This is a genomic window from Pantoea sp. Ft-CA_14 (assembly GCF_024520875.1).
In the GTDB taxonomy this organism is placed as follows: domain Bacteria; phylum Pseudomonadota; class Gammaproteobacteria; order Enterobacterales; family Enterobacteriaceae; genus Pantoea; species Pantoea agglomerans.
Genome location: NZ_JALNPM010000005.1, coordinates 222,819 through 238,888, shown reverse-complemented (window position 1 = coordinate 238,888; position 16,070 = coordinate 222,819). Strand labels below are relative to the sequence as shown.

At 57.1% G+C, this 16,070-nt stretch carries 17 protein-coding genes; 12 read left to right on the top strand and 5 right to left on the bottom strand.

Features of this window, described 5'->3' with window-relative positions; translation table 11 throughout:
* The first annotated feature begins 13 nt into the window (after window positions 1-13).
* The 4 genes from rsmE to ruvX all read left to right on the top strand — a co-directional run bounded on the left by rsmE (window position 14) and on the right by ruvX (window position 2,866).
* A complete protein-coding gene (rsmE, locus tag NR195_RS10540; RefSeq protein ID WP_010248866.1) occupies window positions 14-745 on the top strand; it encodes a 16S rRNA (uracil(1498)-N(3))-methyltransferase in 732 nt (243 codons plus the stop codon).
* 106 nt (window positions 746-851) lie between these two features.
* On the top strand, window positions 852-1,796 hold the full coding sequence (gene gshB / locus NR195_RS10535; RefSeq protein WP_010248868.1) for a glutathione synthase: 945 nt from the start codon (window positions 852-854) through the stop codon (window positions 1,794-1,796).
* 87 nt (window positions 1,797-1,883) lie between these two features.
* Window positions 1,884-2,447, top strand: a complete 564-nt coding sequence (locus NR195_RS10530; RefSeq protein ID WP_010248870.1) for a YqgE/AlgH family protein — start codon at window positions 1,884-1,886, stop codon at window positions 2,445-2,447.
* A complete protein-coding gene (gene ruvX, locus NR195_RS10525) occupies window positions 2,447-2,866 on the top strand; it encodes a Holliday junction resolvase RuvX (protein ID WP_003853387.1) in 420 nt (139 codons plus the stop codon). The genes NR195_RS10530 and ruvX overlap by 1 nt, the downstream gene beginning before the upstream one ends.
* Before the next feature lie 5 nt (window positions 2,867-2,871).
* Here ruvX and NR195_RS10520 read toward each other — a convergent pair whose 3' ends face one another.
* Window positions 2,872-3,867: a type IV pilus twitching motility protein PilT gene (locus NR195_RS10520; protein WP_256844499.1), complete on the bottom strand. Its 996-nt coding sequence runs from the start codon at window positions 3,865-3,867 to the stop codon at window positions 2,872-2,874.
* A gap of 14 nt (window positions 3,868-3,881) precedes the next feature.
* On the opposite strand from NR195_RS10520, the gene NR195_RS10515 reads away from it, so the two are divergent.
* The 4 genes from NR195_RS10515 to hemW are packed head-to-tail and all read left to right on the top strand — an operon-like array spanning window position 3,882 to window position 6,903.
* Window positions 3,882-4,589 (top strand): YggS family pyridoxal phosphate-dependent enzyme, encoded by a 708-nt coding sequence (locus tag NR195_RS10515; protein WP_010248877.1) that lies wholly within the window; start codon window positions 3,882-3,884, stop codon window positions 4,587-4,589.
* 12 nt (window positions 4,590-4,601) lie between these two features.
* On the top strand, window positions 4,602-5,156 hold the full coding sequence (locus tag NR195_RS10510; RefSeq protein ID WP_010248879.1) for a YggT family protein: 555 nt from the start codon (window positions 4,602-4,604) through the stop codon (window positions 5,154-5,156).
* 21 nt (window positions 5,157-5,177) lie between these two features.
* Complete coding sequence (locus tag NR195_RS10505) at window positions 5,178-5,771, top strand: XTP/dITP diphosphatase (RefSeq protein WP_256844498.1); 594 nt, start codon at window positions 5,178-5,180, stop codon at window positions 5,769-5,771.
* Window positions 5,764-6,903, top strand: coding sequence for a radical SAM family heme chaperone HemW (hemW, locus tag NR195_RS10500; RefSeq protein WP_256844497.1), 1,140 nt, complete (start codon window positions 5,764-5,766; stop codon window positions 6,901-6,903). Before NR195_RS10505 ends, hemW begins: the two co-directional genes overlap by 8 nt.
* A 36-nt stretch (window positions 6,904-6,939) precedes the next feature.
* Here the strand turns inward: hemW and NR195_RS10495 are convergent, their stop codons facing one another.
* From NR195_RS10495 to trmB, 3 genes are all read right to left on the bottom strand, one after another.
* Window positions 6,940-7,656, bottom strand: a complete 717-nt coding sequence (locus NR195_RS10495; RefSeq protein ID WP_010671073.1) for a DUF2884 domain-containing protein — start codon at window positions 7,654-7,656, stop codon at window positions 6,940-6,942.
* A 65-nt stretch (window positions 7,657-7,721) separates the two neighbouring features.
* Window positions 7,722-8,048 (bottom strand): YggL family protein, encoded by a 327-nt coding sequence (locus tag NR195_RS10490; protein WP_003853403.1) that lies wholly within the window; start codon window positions 8,046-8,048, stop codon window positions 7,722-7,724.
* Entirely contained in the window at window positions 8,048-8,767 is a 720-nt protein-coding gene (gene trmB / locus NR195_RS10485; protein WP_010248887.1) for a tRNA (guanosine(46)-N7)-methyltransferase TrmB, read from the bottom strand. The genes NR195_RS10490 and trmB overlap by 1 nt, the downstream gene beginning before the upstream one ends.
* Before the next feature lie 154 nt (window positions 8,768-8,921).
* Between trmB and mutY the strand changes: the two genes are divergently transcribed.
* The 3 genes from mutY to mltC are packed head-to-tail and all read left to right on the top strand — an operon-like array spanning window position 8,922 to window position 11,413.
* A complete protein-coding gene (gene mutY / locus NR195_RS10480; protein ID WP_033769896.1) occupies window positions 8,922-10,007 on the top strand; it encodes an A/G-specific adenine glycosylase in 1,086 nt (361 codons plus the stop codon).
* Window positions 10,007-10,279, top strand: coding sequence for an oxidative damage protection protein (locus NR195_RS10475; protein ID WP_003853409.1), 273 nt, complete (start codon window positions 10,007-10,009; stop codon window positions 10,277-10,279). Before mutY ends, NR195_RS10475 begins: the two co-directional genes overlap by 1 nt.
* 54 nt (window positions 10,280-10,333) lie before the next feature.
* Window positions 10,334-11,413 (top strand): membrane-bound lytic murein transglycosylase MltC, encoded by a 1,080-nt coding sequence (mltC, locus tag NR195_RS10470; protein WP_010248892.1) that lies wholly within the window; start codon window positions 10,334-10,336, stop codon window positions 11,411-11,413.
* A gap of 945 nt (window positions 11,414-12,358) precedes the next feature.
* Here the strand turns inward: mltC and NR195_RS10465 are convergent.
* The gene (locus NR195_RS10465) at window positions 12,359-14,512 is read right to left on the bottom strand and encodes an ornithine decarboxylase (protein WP_022623848.1); all 2,154 of its coding nucleotides are present in this window, start codon (window positions 14,510-14,512) and stop codon (window positions 12,359-12,361) included.
* Between the two features lie 565 nt (window positions 14,513-15,077).
* Between NR195_RS10465 and NR195_RS10460 the strand changes: the two genes are divergently transcribed.
* Window positions 15,078-16,061 (top strand): MDR family oxidoreductase, encoded by a 984-nt coding sequence (locus tag NR195_RS10460; protein ID WP_064689971.1) that lies wholly within the window; start codon window positions 15,078-15,080, stop codon window positions 16,059-16,061.
* The last annotated feature ends 9 nt before the right edge of the window (window positions 16,062-16,070 follow it).

Below are 16,070 nucleotides of genomic sequence, written 5' to 3'. Positions count from 1 at the left end.
TCTCAGGAACCTTATGCGTATACCTCGCATCTATCACGCCGGGCCATTAAGCATCGGCAGTGAAATTACCCTGGATGAAGATGCATCCAATCATGTGGGCCGGGTGCTCCGGATGACGGCAGGTCAGCGTCTGGAACTCTTTGATGGCACTAATCTGACTTTTGCAGCAGAGATCACGCATGTAGATAAAAAGCGTGTAAAAGTATCGGTCACAGAGAGCCAGCCGGACGATCGCGAGTCACCATTACATCTGCATTTAGGTCAGGTGATGTCGCGCGGTGAAAAAATGGAATTCACTATCCAGAAATCGATCGAACTGGGCGTGAATGTCATTACACCCTTGTTTTCCGAGCGCTGTGGCGTAAAGCTTGATGCTGAGCGTCTGGCGAAGAAGATCCAGCAGTGGCAGAAAATTGCTATTGCCGCCTGCGAGCAGTGCGGCCGTAATCGCGTGCCGGAGATTCGTGAAGCGATGACGCTGGAAGCCTGGTGTGCAGAAGCAGATAGCGGACTGAAGCTTAATCTGCATCCGCGCGCCAGCCACAGCATCAACACGCTGCCACAGCCTGTTGAGCGGGTAAGGTTGCTGATTGGCCCTGAAGGCGGTTTGTCTGCGGACGAGATTGCGATGACGGCGCAGCACGATTTTACTGACATTCTGCTTGGCCCACGGGTATTGCGTACCGAAACTACCGCGCTGACAGCCATTACGGCACTTCAGGTGAGGTTTGGCGACCTGGGTTAAGCGATACTTTCAGCGGAAAGAGAGCAGGCATGATGTCCTGACCGATCGGCCCACTGCAGACCGAACCAGACGAGGCGGTAAATGCCGCCTCACCGAGGAGATAATAATGATTAAACTTGGCATCGTGATGGACCCTATTTCGTCCATCAATATTAAAAAAGACTCCAGCTTCGCTATGCTGCTGGAAGCACAGCGCCGTGGTTATGAAATTCACTACATGGAGATGCACGATCTCTCCCTGCGCGGTGGCGTGGCCTCTGCCCGCACCCGCCTGCTGACCGTCGAGCAGAACCCTGAGAACTGGTATCAGTTCGGCAGCGAGCAGGTGATCCCGCTGGCTGACCTGAATGTGGTGCTGATGCGCAAAGATCCGCCATTCGATACCGAGTTCATCTATGCGACCTACATTCTGGAGCGCGCTGAAGAGCTGGGTACGCTGATCGTGAACAAACCGCAGAGCCTGCGTGACTGTAACGAAAAGCTCTACACCGCCTGGTTTGCCGAGTTTACGCCTGATACCCTGGTGACCCGCAGCAAAGCGCAGCTGCGCGCTTTCTGGCAGGAGCATGGCGACATCATCATGAAGCCGCTGGATGGCATGGGTGGTGCGTCGATTTTCCGCGTGAAGAAAGATGATCCTAACTTTGGCGTGATTACCGAAACCCTGACCGAGCATGAGAGCCGTTTCTGCATGGCGCAGAATTATATTGCGGCGATCACCGAGGGTGACAAACGCGTGCTGGTCGTCGATGGCGAGCCGGTGCCTTACTGCCTGGCGCGTATCCCGCAGGGCGGTGAAACGCGTGGCAACCTCGCCGCCGGTGGTCGCGGTGAAGCGCGTCCGCTGAGCGAAAGCGACTGGGAAATCGCGCGCCGTGTTGGCCCGACGCTGAAAGCAAAAGGGCTGATTTTTGTCGGTCTGGACATCATCGGTGATAAACTGACTGAAGTTAACGTGACCAGCCCAACCTGCATTCGTGAAATTGAGGCTGCGTTCCCGATCTCCATCACCGGCATGTTGATGGATGCCATTGAGAAGCGCCTGGGCTGAGCATGACGCCGGGGCGAAGCTCCGTGATCAACCCAATACCGGTGCGGCCGTCGCGTGCCGGTTATTTTTTTGGTACATCGTGTGAGAATGAATTTACAACATCACTTTTTGATTGCCATGCCTTCATTGCAGGATCCTTTCTTCAAACGTTCCGTGGTCTATCTCTGCGAACATAACGAAGAGGGTGCAATGGGACTGATCATCAATAAACCCATGGAAAACCTGACGGTTGAAGGCATTCTGAAGAAGCTCAAAATCTCTGCTGACGATCGCGATCCGGCGATCAAGCTGGATAAACCGGTGTTTACCGGCGGCCCGCTGGCGGAAGATCGTGGCTTTATCCTGCACTCCGCGCAACGCACCTTTACCTCCAGTATTCGTGTTTCCGATAACACGATCATCACCACGTCCCGTGACGTGCTGGAGTCGATCGGTACGGCGTCTCAGCCCACTAACGTGCTGGTCGCGCTGGGTTACTGCGCCTGGGAAAAAGATCAGCTGGAGAATGAGCTGATGGAAAATGCCTGGCTGACCACGCCTGCTAACAGCAACATCCTGTTCCAGACGCCGATTTCAGAGCGCTGGCGCGAAGCGGCGCGCAGTATTGGCGTCGATATTCACAACATGGCCAGCGACGCCGGACACGCCTGATGTCAACTCAAACTCTGTTAGGATTCGACTTCGGCACCAAAAGTATTGGTGTCGCCGTAGGTCAGCAACTCACTGGCAGCGCCCGTCCGCTGACCGCCCTGAAAGCGCAGGATGGCATCCCGGACTGGCTGGTAATCGAAAAACTGCTGAAAGAGTGGCAGCCCGATTTCGTGGTAGTGGGATTACCGCTGAATATGGATGGCACCGAGCAGCCGCTGACCGATCGCGCACGTAAATTTGCCAACCGCCTGCACGGGCGCTTTGGCATCCGCGTGGAGCTGCAGGATGAACGACTCAGCACGGTAGAAGCGCGTGCTGGCCTGTTTGAACGCGGCGGCTATCGTGCGCTCAATAAAGGATCGGTCGACTCACAGTCTGCTGCCATCATTTTGCAGGACTGGTTCGAAAACCATTACTGACATCCTCACTCAATCAGTCCGGCTGCCTGACGCGCCAGCCTGCTCTGCTCAAACGTCTGCATACCGGCCTGTGCGCCGGTTTGTAACAGCGCAGGGATCTGGTGCATCTTGCCCTCTCTGATCAGATTGGTGATGCCAGGTGTGGCGATCAGTACCTCAAACAGTCCGATGCGCGAACCGGCAACTGATGGCACCAGCCGCTGTGCAATTACCGCTTTCAGGCTGCCCGCCAGCTGAGTACGCACCAGCTGTTTCTCCTCTGCCGGAAAGACATCAACCAGCCGATCCACCGCCTGCGCTGCGCCACGCGTGTGCAGCGTCGCCAGCACCAGATGGCCGGTCTCCGCAGCAGTCAGCGCCTGACGAATAGTCTCGCTGTCGCGCAGTTCGCCCAGCAGTATAACGTCGGGATCTTCACGCAGTGCTGCCTTTATTCCCAGCGAGAACGAACCGCAGTGCAGGCCGATTTCACGCTGCTGTATCAGCGACTGCTGGCTGTGATGGATAAATTCAATCGGATCTTCCAGCGTGATGATATGCCGCGCCTGCTGGCGGTTCAGCGCATCGACCAGCGCCGCCAGCGTGGTTGTTTTACCGCTGCCGGTCGCACCCGTCACCAGAATCAGCCCATCCTGCTGCTCCAGCAGCGTCGGGACAATGGCGGGCAGTTGCAGGCTTTCCAGCGTCGGGCATGCCGTGGCGATGATGCGCAGTGCCAGTGACAGGCCGTTGCGCTGCATAAAGAGATTCGCGCGCAGACGCTGACCATCGGCCAGGCTCAGGGCGAAATCGAGCTGCCCTGCGCGCTCCAGCTCCTGACGCTGCGGGTCACTTAGCCAGCGGGCCATAAACTGCGCCATCCATGCACCAGAAAGCGGGCACTGCTGCGGCATCGCCTCCAGCCTTCCCTGCTGCCGCCAGTAGGGCAAATGTCCGCTGCAAAGGTGCAGATCGGCGGCATTATGCTTTACACTAAGCCCCACCATTTCATCCAGATTCATAATTTCTCCTGACTATGACCTCAATCCAGCAGAACCTACAGCAAGTGCGGCAGCGAATCGCTGCTGCTGCCGCGAGTTGCGGCCGCGCACCAGAAGAAATTACCCTGCTTGCAGTCAGTAAAACCAAACCTGCGAGCGCGGTCGAAGAAGCCTTTGCCGCTGACCAGATTGCCTTTGGTGAAAATTACGTTCAGGAAGGGGTTGAAAAGGTCCAGGCACTGGCCGCACATCCTGAGCTGGAGTGGCACTTCATCGGCCCGCTGCAGTCCAATAAAAGCCGTCTGGTGGCGGAACATTTCGCCTGGTGTCACACCATTGACCGCCAGCGCATCGCGCAGCGGCTCAACGATCAGCGGCCTGCTTCGCTGCCACCGCTGAATGTGTTAATTCAGGTAAATATCAGTGACGAGAACAGCAAATCTGGCATCATGCTGGAGGCCGTTTCCGGGCTGGCGGAGCAGATCGCTGCCCTGCCGCAACTGCGGCTGCGCGGATTAATGGCGATTCCGGCAGCAGAGAGTGATTACGCGCGGCAGCTGGCGGTGTGTCAGCAGATGGCGGAAGCCTTCCGGCAGCTGCAACAGCACTATCCGCATGCAGACACGCTTTCGCTGGGAATGAGCGATGACATGGAGGCGGCAATCGCCGCAGGCAGTACGATGGTGCGTATCGGCACCGCCATTTTTGGCGCACGAGATTATGCGCACAACTCACAACAATAACAGAGGAACTTCATGTTAACACTGACGTTTTTAGTAAAAACGCTGATCGATCTCTACGTCATGGTGCTGCTGTTACGCATCTGGATGCAGTGGTCCCGCTGCGATTTTTACAATCCAGTGGCGCAGTTTGTCGTAAAAGTGACACAGCCGATTGTTAAGCCGCTGCGCCGTATACTGCCGGCACTGGGCCCGATAGATACCGCCTCACTGCTGCTGGCATTTGTGCTGACTACGCTGAAATACCCGATTTTATTGCTGATTCAGGTGGGCGTCTTCTCGGTCGACCCAACCAATCTGCTGGTCGGCCTGCTGTCGCTGGTTAAATCCGCCGGCTATCTGGTCTTCTGGGTGATTATTATTCGCTCCCTGATGAGCTGGATCAGCCAGGGCCGGGGTCCTGTCGACTATCTGCTGGTGCAGTTAACCGAGCCGATGATGGCACCTGTTCGCCGTATTCTGCCTGCGATGGGCGGCATCGACTTCTCAGCGATGATCGTCATCCTGGTGCTGTATGCCCTGAACTTTCTCGGCATGGACCTGTTCCCGGGTCTCTGGTATCTGCTGTAAATGAATCAAACTGGAACTGTTATGCAAAAAGTTGTCCTCGCAACCGGCAATCCCGGCAAAGTGCGTGAGCTGGCGGAGTTACTCTCCGCCTTTGGTCTGGATATCGTCGCACAGACCGACCTTGGGGTTGAATCGGCGGAAGAGACCGGCCTGACCTTTATTGAGAACACGATTCTCAAGGCGCGTCACGCGGCACAGATCACCGGATTACCGGCTATTGCCGATGATTCCGGCCTGGCCGTAGATGCGCTGGGCGGCGCGCCCGGCATCTACTCGGCGCGCTACGCCGGTGAAGAGGCCAGCGATCAACAGAACCTGGAGAAGCTGCTGCAGGCGCTGGAAAACGTGCCGGACGGTCAGCGCCAGGCACAATTTCACTGCGTGCTGGTCTATCTGCGTCATGCGGAAGATCCGACCCCGCTGGTGTTCCATGGCAGCTGGCAGGGTGAGATCACCCGCGCCGCCGCTGGTGCCGGTGGTTTTGGTTACGACCCGATTTTCTTTGTCCCGGCACTGGGTAAAACCGCGGCCGAACTGAGTAAAGCGGAAAAAGGTGCAGTTTCTCACCGGGGTAAAGCATTGACGCTGTTGCTGGAAGCGATGCGTAATGCCTAATCTGCCGCCGTTAAGTCTCTATATCCACATTCCGTGGTGCGTACAGAAATGTCCCTACTGTGATTTTAATTCCCACGCGCTGAAAGATGAGGTGCCGCACGTTGAATACGTGCAGCACCTGCTGCGCGATCTGGAGATCGATTTACCGCTGATCAATGGCCGGGAAGTGCGCACGATCTTCATCGGTGGCGGCACGCCCAGCCTGCTGAGCAGCAGCGCGATGCAGATGCTGATGAATGGTGTGCGGGAGCGTCTGACGCTCTCGCCCGATGCGGAAGTGACCATGGAAGCCAATCCGGGCACCGTGGAAGCGGACCGGTTCAGCGCCTATCAGCGCGCCGGTATCAACCGTATTTCGATTGGCGTACAGAGTTTCAGTCCGCAAAAACTGCAGCGTCTTGGCCGCATTCACGGCCCGGAAGAGGCGGTCCGCGCCGCTGAACTGGCCGAGTCGCTGTCGCTGCGCAGTTTTAACCTTGACCTGATGCATGGCCTGCCCGATCAGTCGCTTGAAGAGGCGCTCGACGATTTACGTCAGGCGATTGCGCTTAATCCGCCGCATCTCTCCTGGTATCAGCTCACGATTGAACCCAACACCCTGTTTGGCTCACGCCCGCCGGTGCTGCCGGATGATGATGCACTATGGGATATTTTCGAACAGGGCGATCAGCTGCTGCAGGCTGCCGGTTATCAGCAGTATGAGACCTCTGCCTACGCGAAGCCGGGTTATCGCTGTGAGCACAACCTCAACTACTGGCGCTTCGGCGACTATCTGGGGATTGGGTGTGGCGCACACGGCAAGCTGACGCAACCGGATGGCCGCATAGTCCGCACGGTGAAAACCCGTCATCCGCGTGGATTTATGCAGGGGAACTACCGCGAAAAACAGTATGACGTTGCCGATAGCGACAAGCCGTTTGAATATTTCATGAACCGCTTTCGCCTGCTGGAAGCCGCGCCGCGCGACGAGTTCAGCCGCTATACCGGTTTGTCAGAGCAGGTGATCCGTCCGCAGATGGATGCTGCGATTGCCTCGGGTTACGTGACTGAAACCGCGGAGCAGTGGCAGATTACGGAGAAAGGGAAGCTGTTCCTGAATTCGCTGCTGGAGCTGTTCTTAGCAGAAGAGTAACAAAAGCGCCTCAGCCCGACAGGCTGAGGCGTTGACCTATTTTTTCAGTGCACCGGTAAGCTGTTTACGCTGATCTTCCAGCGAAATAACGCGATTACACACCTCGTGACCGAAGTTCTGGAAATCCTGCTCCTGCTTGCTCCACTCAGCCTGAATCGACTGCTGCAACCCGCCCAGATTACCCATAATCGCCTGCAGCGGATTACTGCCGCCGCTGCCCTGCTTACTGCCCATCTCGTTCAGGCTATCCTGCATCACGCCGCCCAGTGTCGACTGCACCAGCCTTTCACCTTCGGCGCGAACCTGATCAATCGCCTGATGGTGGAACGTCAGCCCATCTTCACGGTGTTCAATGATGCGGTTCATCTGCTGTTTCAGCTGACCATTCAGCGTGGTCAGGCGATTACGCACGTTGCTGTCGGTGCCCAGTTTTTCAACGATGACCTGATCCAGTGCCGAACGCCCTTTCTCCAGACGTGATGTCGCCCCGCTGTCGATCCACGGCAGATCGCGACGCAGCGCGTTCTGATAGTCGATCGCTTTCTGGCGTCCGGCCGTATCGAGCGTGACCTTCTGTCCATTGAACTGCACGTCGCCCTGCGGCGAGATTTCCATATTGCCGTTGGCACCGACCACCTGCACGCTCTGCGGCTTAATCACCACATCGTCCTGCGGCTTAACGCTGCATTCATAGGCTGCCTGAGCCTGGGTTGCTGCCACCAGCAGCACAGCAAGAAGCGCTTTACGCATCATATCTACTCCCTAAGATCGGGTCTGAAACCCTTTGATCGGGCCTCAGCCCGACACTGTGTGACGACTTAGTCCCACCAGACGTCAAAGAGTTCAGTCATCTGAACGTCCTGCAGCTTGCGATCTTCCAGCCATTTACGAACCAGAGCACGATGCTCATCGGTGCATTTGCCGGTTTTCTGCAGGCAAACCAGACCTTCCCACACCAGGTAACCGCTGCCATCGAAGGCCAGGCCGTTAGGGTCGATCGCTTCATTGATGAACTGGTTCAGCGTCTCATCAATTTCGCTTTCGCTGGTGCCTTCCGGGAAGCGCCAGGCAACCGAGAAGCCCAGTTCCTGGAACTCATCGATGTGCAGTTTTTTACGTAAACGGCGGCTGCGTTGTGTGGCCATTATTTCACCCTCTCAAACATTAAATCCCATACGCCGTGGCCTAAACGCTGCCCGCGCTGCTCAAACTTGGTCAGTGGACGCGTCTCAGGACGCGGCACATAATTCTGTTGTTCTGACTGGTTGCGGTAACCATCGATGCTGTTCATCACTTCCAGCATATGCTCCGCGTAGGCTTCCCAGTCGGTCGCCATGTGGAAAACGCCGCCCAGCTTCAGTTTACGCATCACCAGCTCGGCAAAAGGCACCTGGACGATACGGCGTTTATTGTGACGCGCTTTATGCCACGGATCGGGGAAGAAGAGCTGAACCATGCGCAGCGAGTTATCCGGAATCATCTTCTCCAGCACTTCCACCGCGTCATGGCACATCACCCGAAGGTTCTGCACATCGGCTTCTTTGGCAGCGGCCAGACAGGCACCCACGCCCGGCGCATGCACTTCAATACCCAGGAAGTTCTGATGCGGCGTGTTCTGCGCCATCGTTACCAGCGAAGCACCCATGCCAAAGCCAATTTCCAGCGTCACCGGGGCTTCGCGGCCAAACAGCGCGGGCAGATCGACAGGCTCCGGCTGATATTCCACCCCCATGACCGGCCACAGGGTGTCCAGCGCCTGCTGCTGGCCTTTGGTTAAGCGGCCCTGGCGGCGCACAAAGCTGCGGATCCGGCGTAATGGCCGCCCGTTCTCATCAAATTCTGGGGTGATGACGTCATTAATCATGTAAAAGCCTGCTGGTTAGCCTGTTCCGGGAAACGGGCATTATGCAAAGTTCATAAGCAGAAGCAAGCCTTTGCAATCTTCCGGTTTACACCCAGGTGCGCATGTGCTGGAATTCCTGCCTGAGTGTAGAGTAAACACGGAAAATTTCCTTCTTATGATGCAAGCGCCGCAGTTCGCGCAACAGGTGCTGGACTGGTATCAGCGCTTTGGTCGCAAAACCCTGCCGTGGCAGCTGGAGAAAACGCCTTACAAGGTGTGGCTCTCCGAAGTGATGCTACAGCAAACCCAGGTTGCCACGGTTATTCCCTATTTTGAACGCTTTATGGCGCGCTTCCCCACGGTTACCGATCTGGCTGCGGCTCCGCTGGATGAGGTGTTACATCTCTGGACCGGCCTCGGCTACTACGCCCGTGCGCGTAATCTGCATAAAGCCGCAAAGCAGATTGTCGAGGTTCATCAGGGCGAGTTCCCGCGTAATTTCGATGATGTCTCTGCCCTGCCCGGCGTAGGCCGCTCCACGGCGGGCGCGATCCTGTCGCTGTCACTGGGGCAGCATTTCCCGATTCTGGATGGCAACGTCAAGCGCGTGCTGGCCCGTTGCTATGCTGTCAGCGGCTGGCCGGGTAAGAAAGAGGTCGAAAAGCGGCTCTGGCAGATCAGCGAAGAGGTCACACCCGCCGAGGGCGTCAGCCAGTTTAATCAGGCGATGATGGATCTGGGTGCTATCGTCTGTACCCGATCGAAGCCGAAGTGCGAAATCTGCCCGCTGAACAGCGGTTGTGAGGCGTATGCCAGCAGCAGCTGGGCGAGCTATCCCGGTAAGAAGCCTAAGCAGGTGCTGCCAGAGCGCAGCGGCTGGTTCCTGATGATGCAGGATGGTGATGATGTCTGGCTGGAGCAGCGCCCGCCTGTGGGCTTGTGGGGCGGCCTGTTCTGCTTCCCGCAGTTCACTACGGAAGCGGCACTGACCGACTGGCTGGCGGCCCGCGGCATCCATGCAAAACCGCAGCAGCTTACTGCGTTTCGTCACACCTTCAGCCATTTCCATCTCGATATCGTGCCAATGTGGCTGACGTGGCCTTCTGTCGGGGCGGCGATGGATGAAGCAGGCGGTCTCTGGTATAACTTAGCGCTGCCACCATCTGTGGGATTAGCCGCACCCGTTGAGCGCCTGTTACACGAGCTGCGCCATCCCCGACAACTGGCTTTGAACAGTTGTGAGATTAATGAGGAAGAATAATGAGCCGCACTATTTTTTGTACTTTTTTACAGCGCGACGCGGAAGGACAGGATTTTCAGCTCTACCCGGGCGATCTGGGTAAGCGCATTTACAACGACATTTCCAAAGAAGCCTGGCAGAAGTGGATGGCGAAACAGACCATGTTGATCAACGAGAAGAAGCTCAACATGATGAATCCCGAAGATCGTAAAGTGCTGGAGAAGGAGATGATCAATTTCCTGTTCGAAGGTAAAGACGTTCATATCGAAGGCTATACACCGCCAGAAGCGTAAACATTCCGGGCCTCATCGCTGAGGCCGGTTATCCAGGTCAGGCTTGCATTCCCAATGAATAAAAAATTAATCGCCCTGCTGGTGATAGCACCACTTTTGGTTTCCTGTTCCGGGTCAAAGAAACAGCAGTCCCACGAGGAGTGGGTAAAAGATACCAACGCCTTTGATATTCTGATGGGGCAGTTTGCTCATAATATTGAGAATATCTGGGGTATCAATGAGGTCCTTATCGCCGGACCCAAAGATTACGTCAAATATAGCGACAACTATTACACCCGCAGCCACATTAACTTTGAAAGCGGTAAGCTGACCATCGAGACGATTTCTGGCACCGATCCTATGGCCAGCCTGCGTCAGGCAATCGTGACCACCCTGTTGATTGGCGAAGATCCGGGTAATGTCGATCTCTACTCTGACGCCAACGATATTGAAATCAGTAAAGAGCCGCTGCTGTATGGGCAGGTGCTGGATAATACCGGTCAGCCGATTCGCTGGCAGGGTCGCGCGGAAGCTTTTGCTGACTATCTGATTCAGAATAAATTGCAGCGCCGCACCTCGGGTCTGCATGTGATTTACACCATTTCGATTCCGATGGTGCCGAACCACCTGGATAAGCGTGCGCACAAATACCTGCCGATGGTGCGTAAAGCCGCCGATCAGTATGGTGTTGATGCCTCGTTGATTCTGGCGATTATGCAGACCGAGTCGAGCTTTAACCCCTACGCCGTGAGCCATTCTGATGCGCTGGGTCTGATGCAGGTGGTGCAGCATACTGCCGGTGTTGACGTGTTCCGCATGAAGGGTAAATGGGGCAAGCCGAGCCGCAGCTACCTGCTGGATCCAGAGAACAATATTGATGCGGGTACCGCTTATCTGTCGCTGTTGCAGCGTAGCTATCTGGGCGGCATTCAGGATCCGGTGTCACGTCGTTATGCGGTGATCACCGCCTATAACGGCGGCGCAGGCAGCGTGCTGCGCGTCTTCTCCAGCGATAAAGATCGAGCGTTTTCGATGATTAACGGCATGTCACCGAGCAAGGTTTATTCGACCCTGGCGAACCAGCATCCGTCGGCGGAGTCGCGTCGTTATCTTTATAAGGTGAGTACCGCGCAGAAGAGTTATCGGGGATTCTGATTGGCTCAGCGCTAAAGCCGGGGGGAGTGTTCGCTGCGCGAACGGGCTTGGGTGCAGCGCCTGAAGCTGGGATTGTTCGCTGCGCGAACAGGCTATGAGAAGGTTTCGTTCGCTTAGCCGCGGGTATGCACTGAGCGGGTTCCGCCCGCCAGGCGGTCAGGAGTTTCAGATCGCCCGAGCAGGCGGACGTATTAAGGGGCGGACGCCCGCCCCTTAATAATCCCGGCGTCCGGCTGCCTGCGCGCCCCGCTGTGCGGGGTACCTTCGTCACGCCCTGCAGCCGACGGACCGTCCGGACTCGCCATCCCTGGCTCGTGCCGTCCTTTCGCCGACGTCCTGTCGGCTCATCCTGGCCTCCGGTTGTTCCTCAGCGCTTCGGACGCCTCTCCCAAACCCCCGCCTGTAATTATCTTTTCATTTCGCTGTTGCCGTGCTGTCTGATGGTCTGATAGCGAAGACCATCCCGGAAACTTACAGCGACAGCGAACCTGCCATAAAAAAGCAGAGATAACAGCGAGGGGGTGGGGAGGCCGTCAGAACCGCTGAGCGGATGAGGGATTTCAGGACGAGCGACAGGGATGTCGCGAAGAGGCGGGTTCGCGCCATGGATGGCGCGTCCCGCCGGTCCGTGAGAAATCCTGAAGTAGCGAAGGGACCGCGAAGCGGCGGTGAAGCAGGCCGGAGCCCGGGGTCAAGGGGGCGCGGCGACTGGCGCCCCCTTGTCGGTCGCCTGCAGAGGCGAATCTGAAACTGCCCGGCTTACCAGGCGAACGAAAACCTCTCACAGCCCGTTCGCGCAGCGAACCCAGGGCCTGCCGGGCAAAACCTGCTCAGTGCATACCCGCTGCAAAGCGTACACCGCCGCCAGGCGAAACCTTCTCAGCCCCGTTCGCGCAGCGAACAAAAAGGCAGGCGGGCCGCTACCCGCCTCTGCCCACGCTCAGATCAGCGCCCCACTATCATATTCGCCACCAGATACTTCCGTCCCTGGTCATCCTCTTCGGTGTAAACGCCCTGCAGCTCTGGTGAGAAGCCAGGCAGCAGATTAAGCCCCTCTTCCAGCGCCAGGAAGTAACGCTGCACCGCACCGCCCCAGACTTCCCCAGGGACTACGCACAGCACACCCGGTGGATAAGGCAGTGCACCTTCTGCGGCAACCCGGCCTTGTGCTTCGGCTATCGGCACCAGCTCCACTTCGCCGCGAATATAAGCCTGATGCGCATCCTGCGGATTCACCCTGACCGGCGGGAACTCCGCGGCGCGGAACATCAGGCGCTGCAGATCCTTGACGTTGTGACTGACGTAAAGGTCGTGCATCTCCTGGCAGAGGCGACGCAGGGTATACCCGGCATAGCGTTCGGCATTTTTGCGGTAAATGGTCGGCAGCACTTCGGCCAGCGGCGCATCCTCTTTGACGTGCTGTTCGAACTGCGCCAGCATCGCCACCAGATTCGCCATCTTCTCCGGACTCTCTGCCGGGGTCAGCAGGAACAGGATTGAGTTGAGATCGCACTTCTCCGGCACAATGCCGTTTTCGCGCAGATAGTTCGCCAGAATGGTCGCCGGAATCCCGAAATCACTATACTCACCGCTGGCCGCATCAATCCCCGGCGTGGTCAGCAACAGCTTGCAGGGATCCACCCGATACTGATCGCGCGCATAACCCGCGAAACCGTGCCACTTCGCCTGCGGTTCAAAGCTGAAGTAGCGCAGATCGCGGGCGATCGTCTCAGTGGGCGCATCCTGCCAGCGCTGACCATCCACCGTCTCCGGTACAAACGGCAGGATCATCTCACAGCGATCCAGGATCGCTTTACGCGCCTCAATACCCAGCGTGACGCACTCATCCCACATGCGACGCCCCGCTTCGCCCTGATGCATTCTGGCGTTGATATCCAGCGCGGCAAACAGCGGATAAAACGGACTGGTTGATGCGTGCAGCATAAAGGCGTTATTCAGTCGCTTATGCGGGCAGAAGCGGCGCTGTCCGCGAATATGATTATCTTTTTTATGGATCTGCGAAGTCTGCGAAAAACCTGCCAGCTGCTTATGCACTGACTGCGTGACAAAAATGCCGGGATCGTTCTCATTCAGTTGCAGGGTCAGCGGCGAACAGCCTTCCATCAGTGGAATGAACTGCTCATAGCCCAGCCACGCGGAATCAAACAGGATGTAATCACACAGATGGCCGATGCGATCCACCACCTGACGCGCGTTGTAGACCGTGCCGTCGTAGGTGCCCAGCTGGATGATCGCCAGACGGAAAGGCCGTTCTTCAGCCGCGCGCTGCGGAGCCACGGCCGCGATCTGCTCGCGCAGATAAGCCTCATCAAAACAGTGCGCGTCAATGCCGCCAATAAAGCCGAAAGGATTGCGCGTCGCTTCAAGATAAACCGGGGTCGCGCCCGCCTGAATCAGCGCGCCATGATGGTTCGACTTGTGATTGTTGCGGTCGAACAGCACCAGATCGCCACGCGTCAGCAGCGCATTGGTCACCACTTTGTTGGCACTTGAGGTGCCGTTGAGCACAAAGTAGGTTTTATCGGCGTTGAACACCTTTGCCGCATACTTCTGCGCATCTTTGGCCGAGCCTTCGTGGATCAGCAGATCGCCCAGTTTGACGTCGGCATTGCACATATCAGAGCGGAAAACATTCTCGCCGTAGAAGTCATAAAACTGTTTGCCCGCCGGATGCTTTTTAAAGAAAGCACCGCCCTGATGTCCGGGACAGGCAAAGGTGCTGTTCTGCATATCGACATAGCGGGTCAGCGTCTCGAAGAAAGGGGGCAGCAGCGCCGCTTCATACGCCTGCGCAGCCGCTTCCAGCGCGATCCACTCCTGCGGATCGCCATTCAGCTCACCGCTGACGCCGGGCAGGTGCATCACCTCTTCTTCAAACGCGTTAGCGACAAACACCGGCAGATTAAAGCCGGTATGACGCAGCAGCGCCAGCACGCCGCTACGGGTATCCGCCAGCGAGACGACAACCGCCGCCACATCAGTGAAGTCGGTGTTATCCAGCGTCACCACGTCTCGCGCAGTGTTCAGGGTCAGACTGGGCGCCACAGCGGCGCTGGCAGCAATTTTCAGTGGAGTCATAACAGAATCCCTAACGTCAGGGAGGAAGTGCCAGAGGCACAATTATGGGGACAGTGCCCCGGCGAATACTTAACAGTCAGAAGGCGTTACGCAGCCCGTGGAGAGCAGATCCATAGCCGCTGCCTGGCTGGCCTCACCGCATGGTGAATAACGGAGATATCGGAAAAGAGGATAACCCGGTGAGCGCCGGAAAAAGCGAACGGTAATCCGGGCGGATGCGCGGTGAACCGGACATGGCGACGTCCTCTGTGGCAAAGAAGCAGGGTCAAAAAGTGGCGGTCATAATGTCATCTTTTTCAGGCATGGACAACCCGAACCAGGTAATTATTCAGTCACCCTCTTCGCATGTAACAACATGATTTTTATAGTCTATTTATCATAAAAAATTCACAATACGACTAATTATCTGAATTATATGCAGATTTATGCACTTAACTCACTGCCGCTGTCAGCCTGTTTTTCCGCTCGTGTCGTCTTCATTGCCGGGAGACGGGGCCATTGCCCTACCGCATTGCATCTGCCAGGCGTAAACTGATCTTCTCTTTCCCACTCTGCCGGAGGCTGCATGTTCAAGGCACTGGTCATTGAAAATGACGAACAAGGTTACCGTTCCCTGCTGAAAGATCTCCCCGAATCTCAACTGCCTGACCACGATGTCACGCTCGACGTCAGCTACTCATCCCTGAACTACAAAGATGCCCTGGCTATCTGTAACAAAGGCCCGATTGTGCGCCAGTTCCCGATGGTGCCAGGTATCGATTTTGTTGGCCGGGTGACGGCCAGCCGCCATCCTGACTGGAAAGAGGATGATGTGGCGCTGCTGACGGGCTGGGGCGTGGGCGAAAAACAGTGGGGCGGCCTGGCACAGAAAGCCAGCGTCAGTGGCGACTGGCTGGTGCGCCCGCCCGCCACGCTGAGTCCGCTGCAAACCATGGCAATCGGTACAGCGGGATTGACCGCAATGCTCTGCGTGATGGCGCTGGAAAAACAGGGCATCACACCTGAACAGGGGCCGGTACTGGTAACCGGTGCCAGTGGCGGCGTCGGCAGCTATAGCGTCAGCCTGCTGGCGCGTCTGGGTTATCAGGTGATCGCTTCCAGCGGGCGCACCAGCGACCATGCCTATCTGATTGATACGCTGGGCGCGGCATCGGTCATTGACCGTGAAGAACTCTCCCAACCCGGCAAGCCACTGGCAAAAGAGCGCTGGGCCGCCGCGATAGACAGCGTCGGCAGTCACACCCTGGCGAATGTGCTGGCCGCCACCCAGCGGGACGGCGCGGTTGCCGCCTGTGGTATGGCGCAGGGACTCGACCTGCCAGCCAGCGTCGCACCCTTTATTTTGCGTGGCGTTACGCTGGCCGGTGTCGATAGCGTGATGTGTCCGAAGCCGCTTCGTCAGCAGGCGTGGCAACGACTCGGTGAGCTGATGGATAGCGAACGGCTCAGTAAGCTGAGCCGGGTGATCCCGCTAAGTGAAGCCAGAGAAGGTGCGCAGGCATTGCTGGATGGCAAAGTGCAGGGACGTCTGATTGTCGACTGCCGCTAAGCCTGTTTA

Coding starts and splice junctions, on each gene's coding strand:
- trmB (WP_010248887.1), bottom strand. CDS start 8,767: ATGATTAATGACGTCATCACCCCAGAATTTGATGAGAACGGGCGGCCA.
- NR195_RS10530 (WP_010248870.1), top strand. CDS start 1,884: ATGAATTTACAACATCACTTTTTGATTGCCATGCCTTCATTGCAGGAT.
- NR195_RS10505 (WP_256844498.1), top strand. CDS start 5,178: ATGCAAAAAGTTGTCCTCGCAACCGGCAATCCCGGCAAAGTGCGTGAG.
- NR195_RS10490 (WP_003853403.1), bottom strand. CDS start 8,048: ATGGCCACACAACGCAGCCGCCGTTTACGTAAAAAACTGCACATCGAT.
- ruvX (WP_003853387.1), top strand. CDS start 2,447: ATGTCAACTCAAACTCTGTTAGGATTCGACTTCGGCACCAAAAGTATT.
- NR195_RS10510 (WP_010248879.1), top strand. CDS start 4,602: ATGTTAACACTGACGTTTTTAGTAAAAACGCTGATCGATCTCTACGTC.
- mltC (WP_010248892.1), top strand. CDS start 10,334: ATGAATAAAAAATTAATCGCCCTGCTGGTGATAGCACCACTTTTGGTT.
- NR195_RS10475 (WP_003853409.1), top strand. CDS start 10,007: ATGAGCCGCACTATTTTTTGTACTTTTTTACAGCGCGACGCGGAAGGA.
- NR195_RS10495 (WP_010671073.1), bottom strand. CDS start 7,656: ATGATGCGTAAAGCGCTTCTTGCTGTGCTGCTGGTGGCAGCAACCCAG.
- gshB (WP_010248868.1), top strand. CDS start 852: ATGATTAAACTTGGCATCGTGATGGACCCTATTTCGTCCATCAATATT.
- NR195_RS10520 (WP_256844499.1), bottom strand. CDS start 3,867: ATGAATCTGGATGAAATGGTGGGGCTTAGTGTAAAGCATAATGCCGCC.
- NR195_RS10515 (WP_010248877.1), top strand. CDS start 3,882: ATGACCTCAATCCAGCAGAACCTACAGCAAGTGCGGCAGCGAATCGCT.
- rsmE (WP_010248866.1), top strand. CDS start 14: ATGCGTATACCTCGCATCTATCACGCCGGGCCATTAAGCATCGGCAGT.
- hemW (WP_256844497.1), top strand. CDS start 5,764: ATGCCTAATCTGCCGCCGTTAAGTCTCTATATCCACATTCCGTGGTGC.
- NR195_RS10460 (WP_064689971.1), top strand. CDS start 15,078: ATGTTCAAGGCACTGGTCATTGAAAATGACGAACAAGGTTACCGTTCC.
- mutY (WP_033769896.1), top strand. CDS start 8,922: ATGATGCAAGCGCCGCAGTTCGCGCAACAGGTGCTGGACTGGTATCAG.
- NR195_RS10465 (WP_022623848.1), bottom strand. CDS start 14,512: ATGACTCCACTGAAAATTGCTGCCAGCGCCGCTGTGGCGCCCAGTCTG.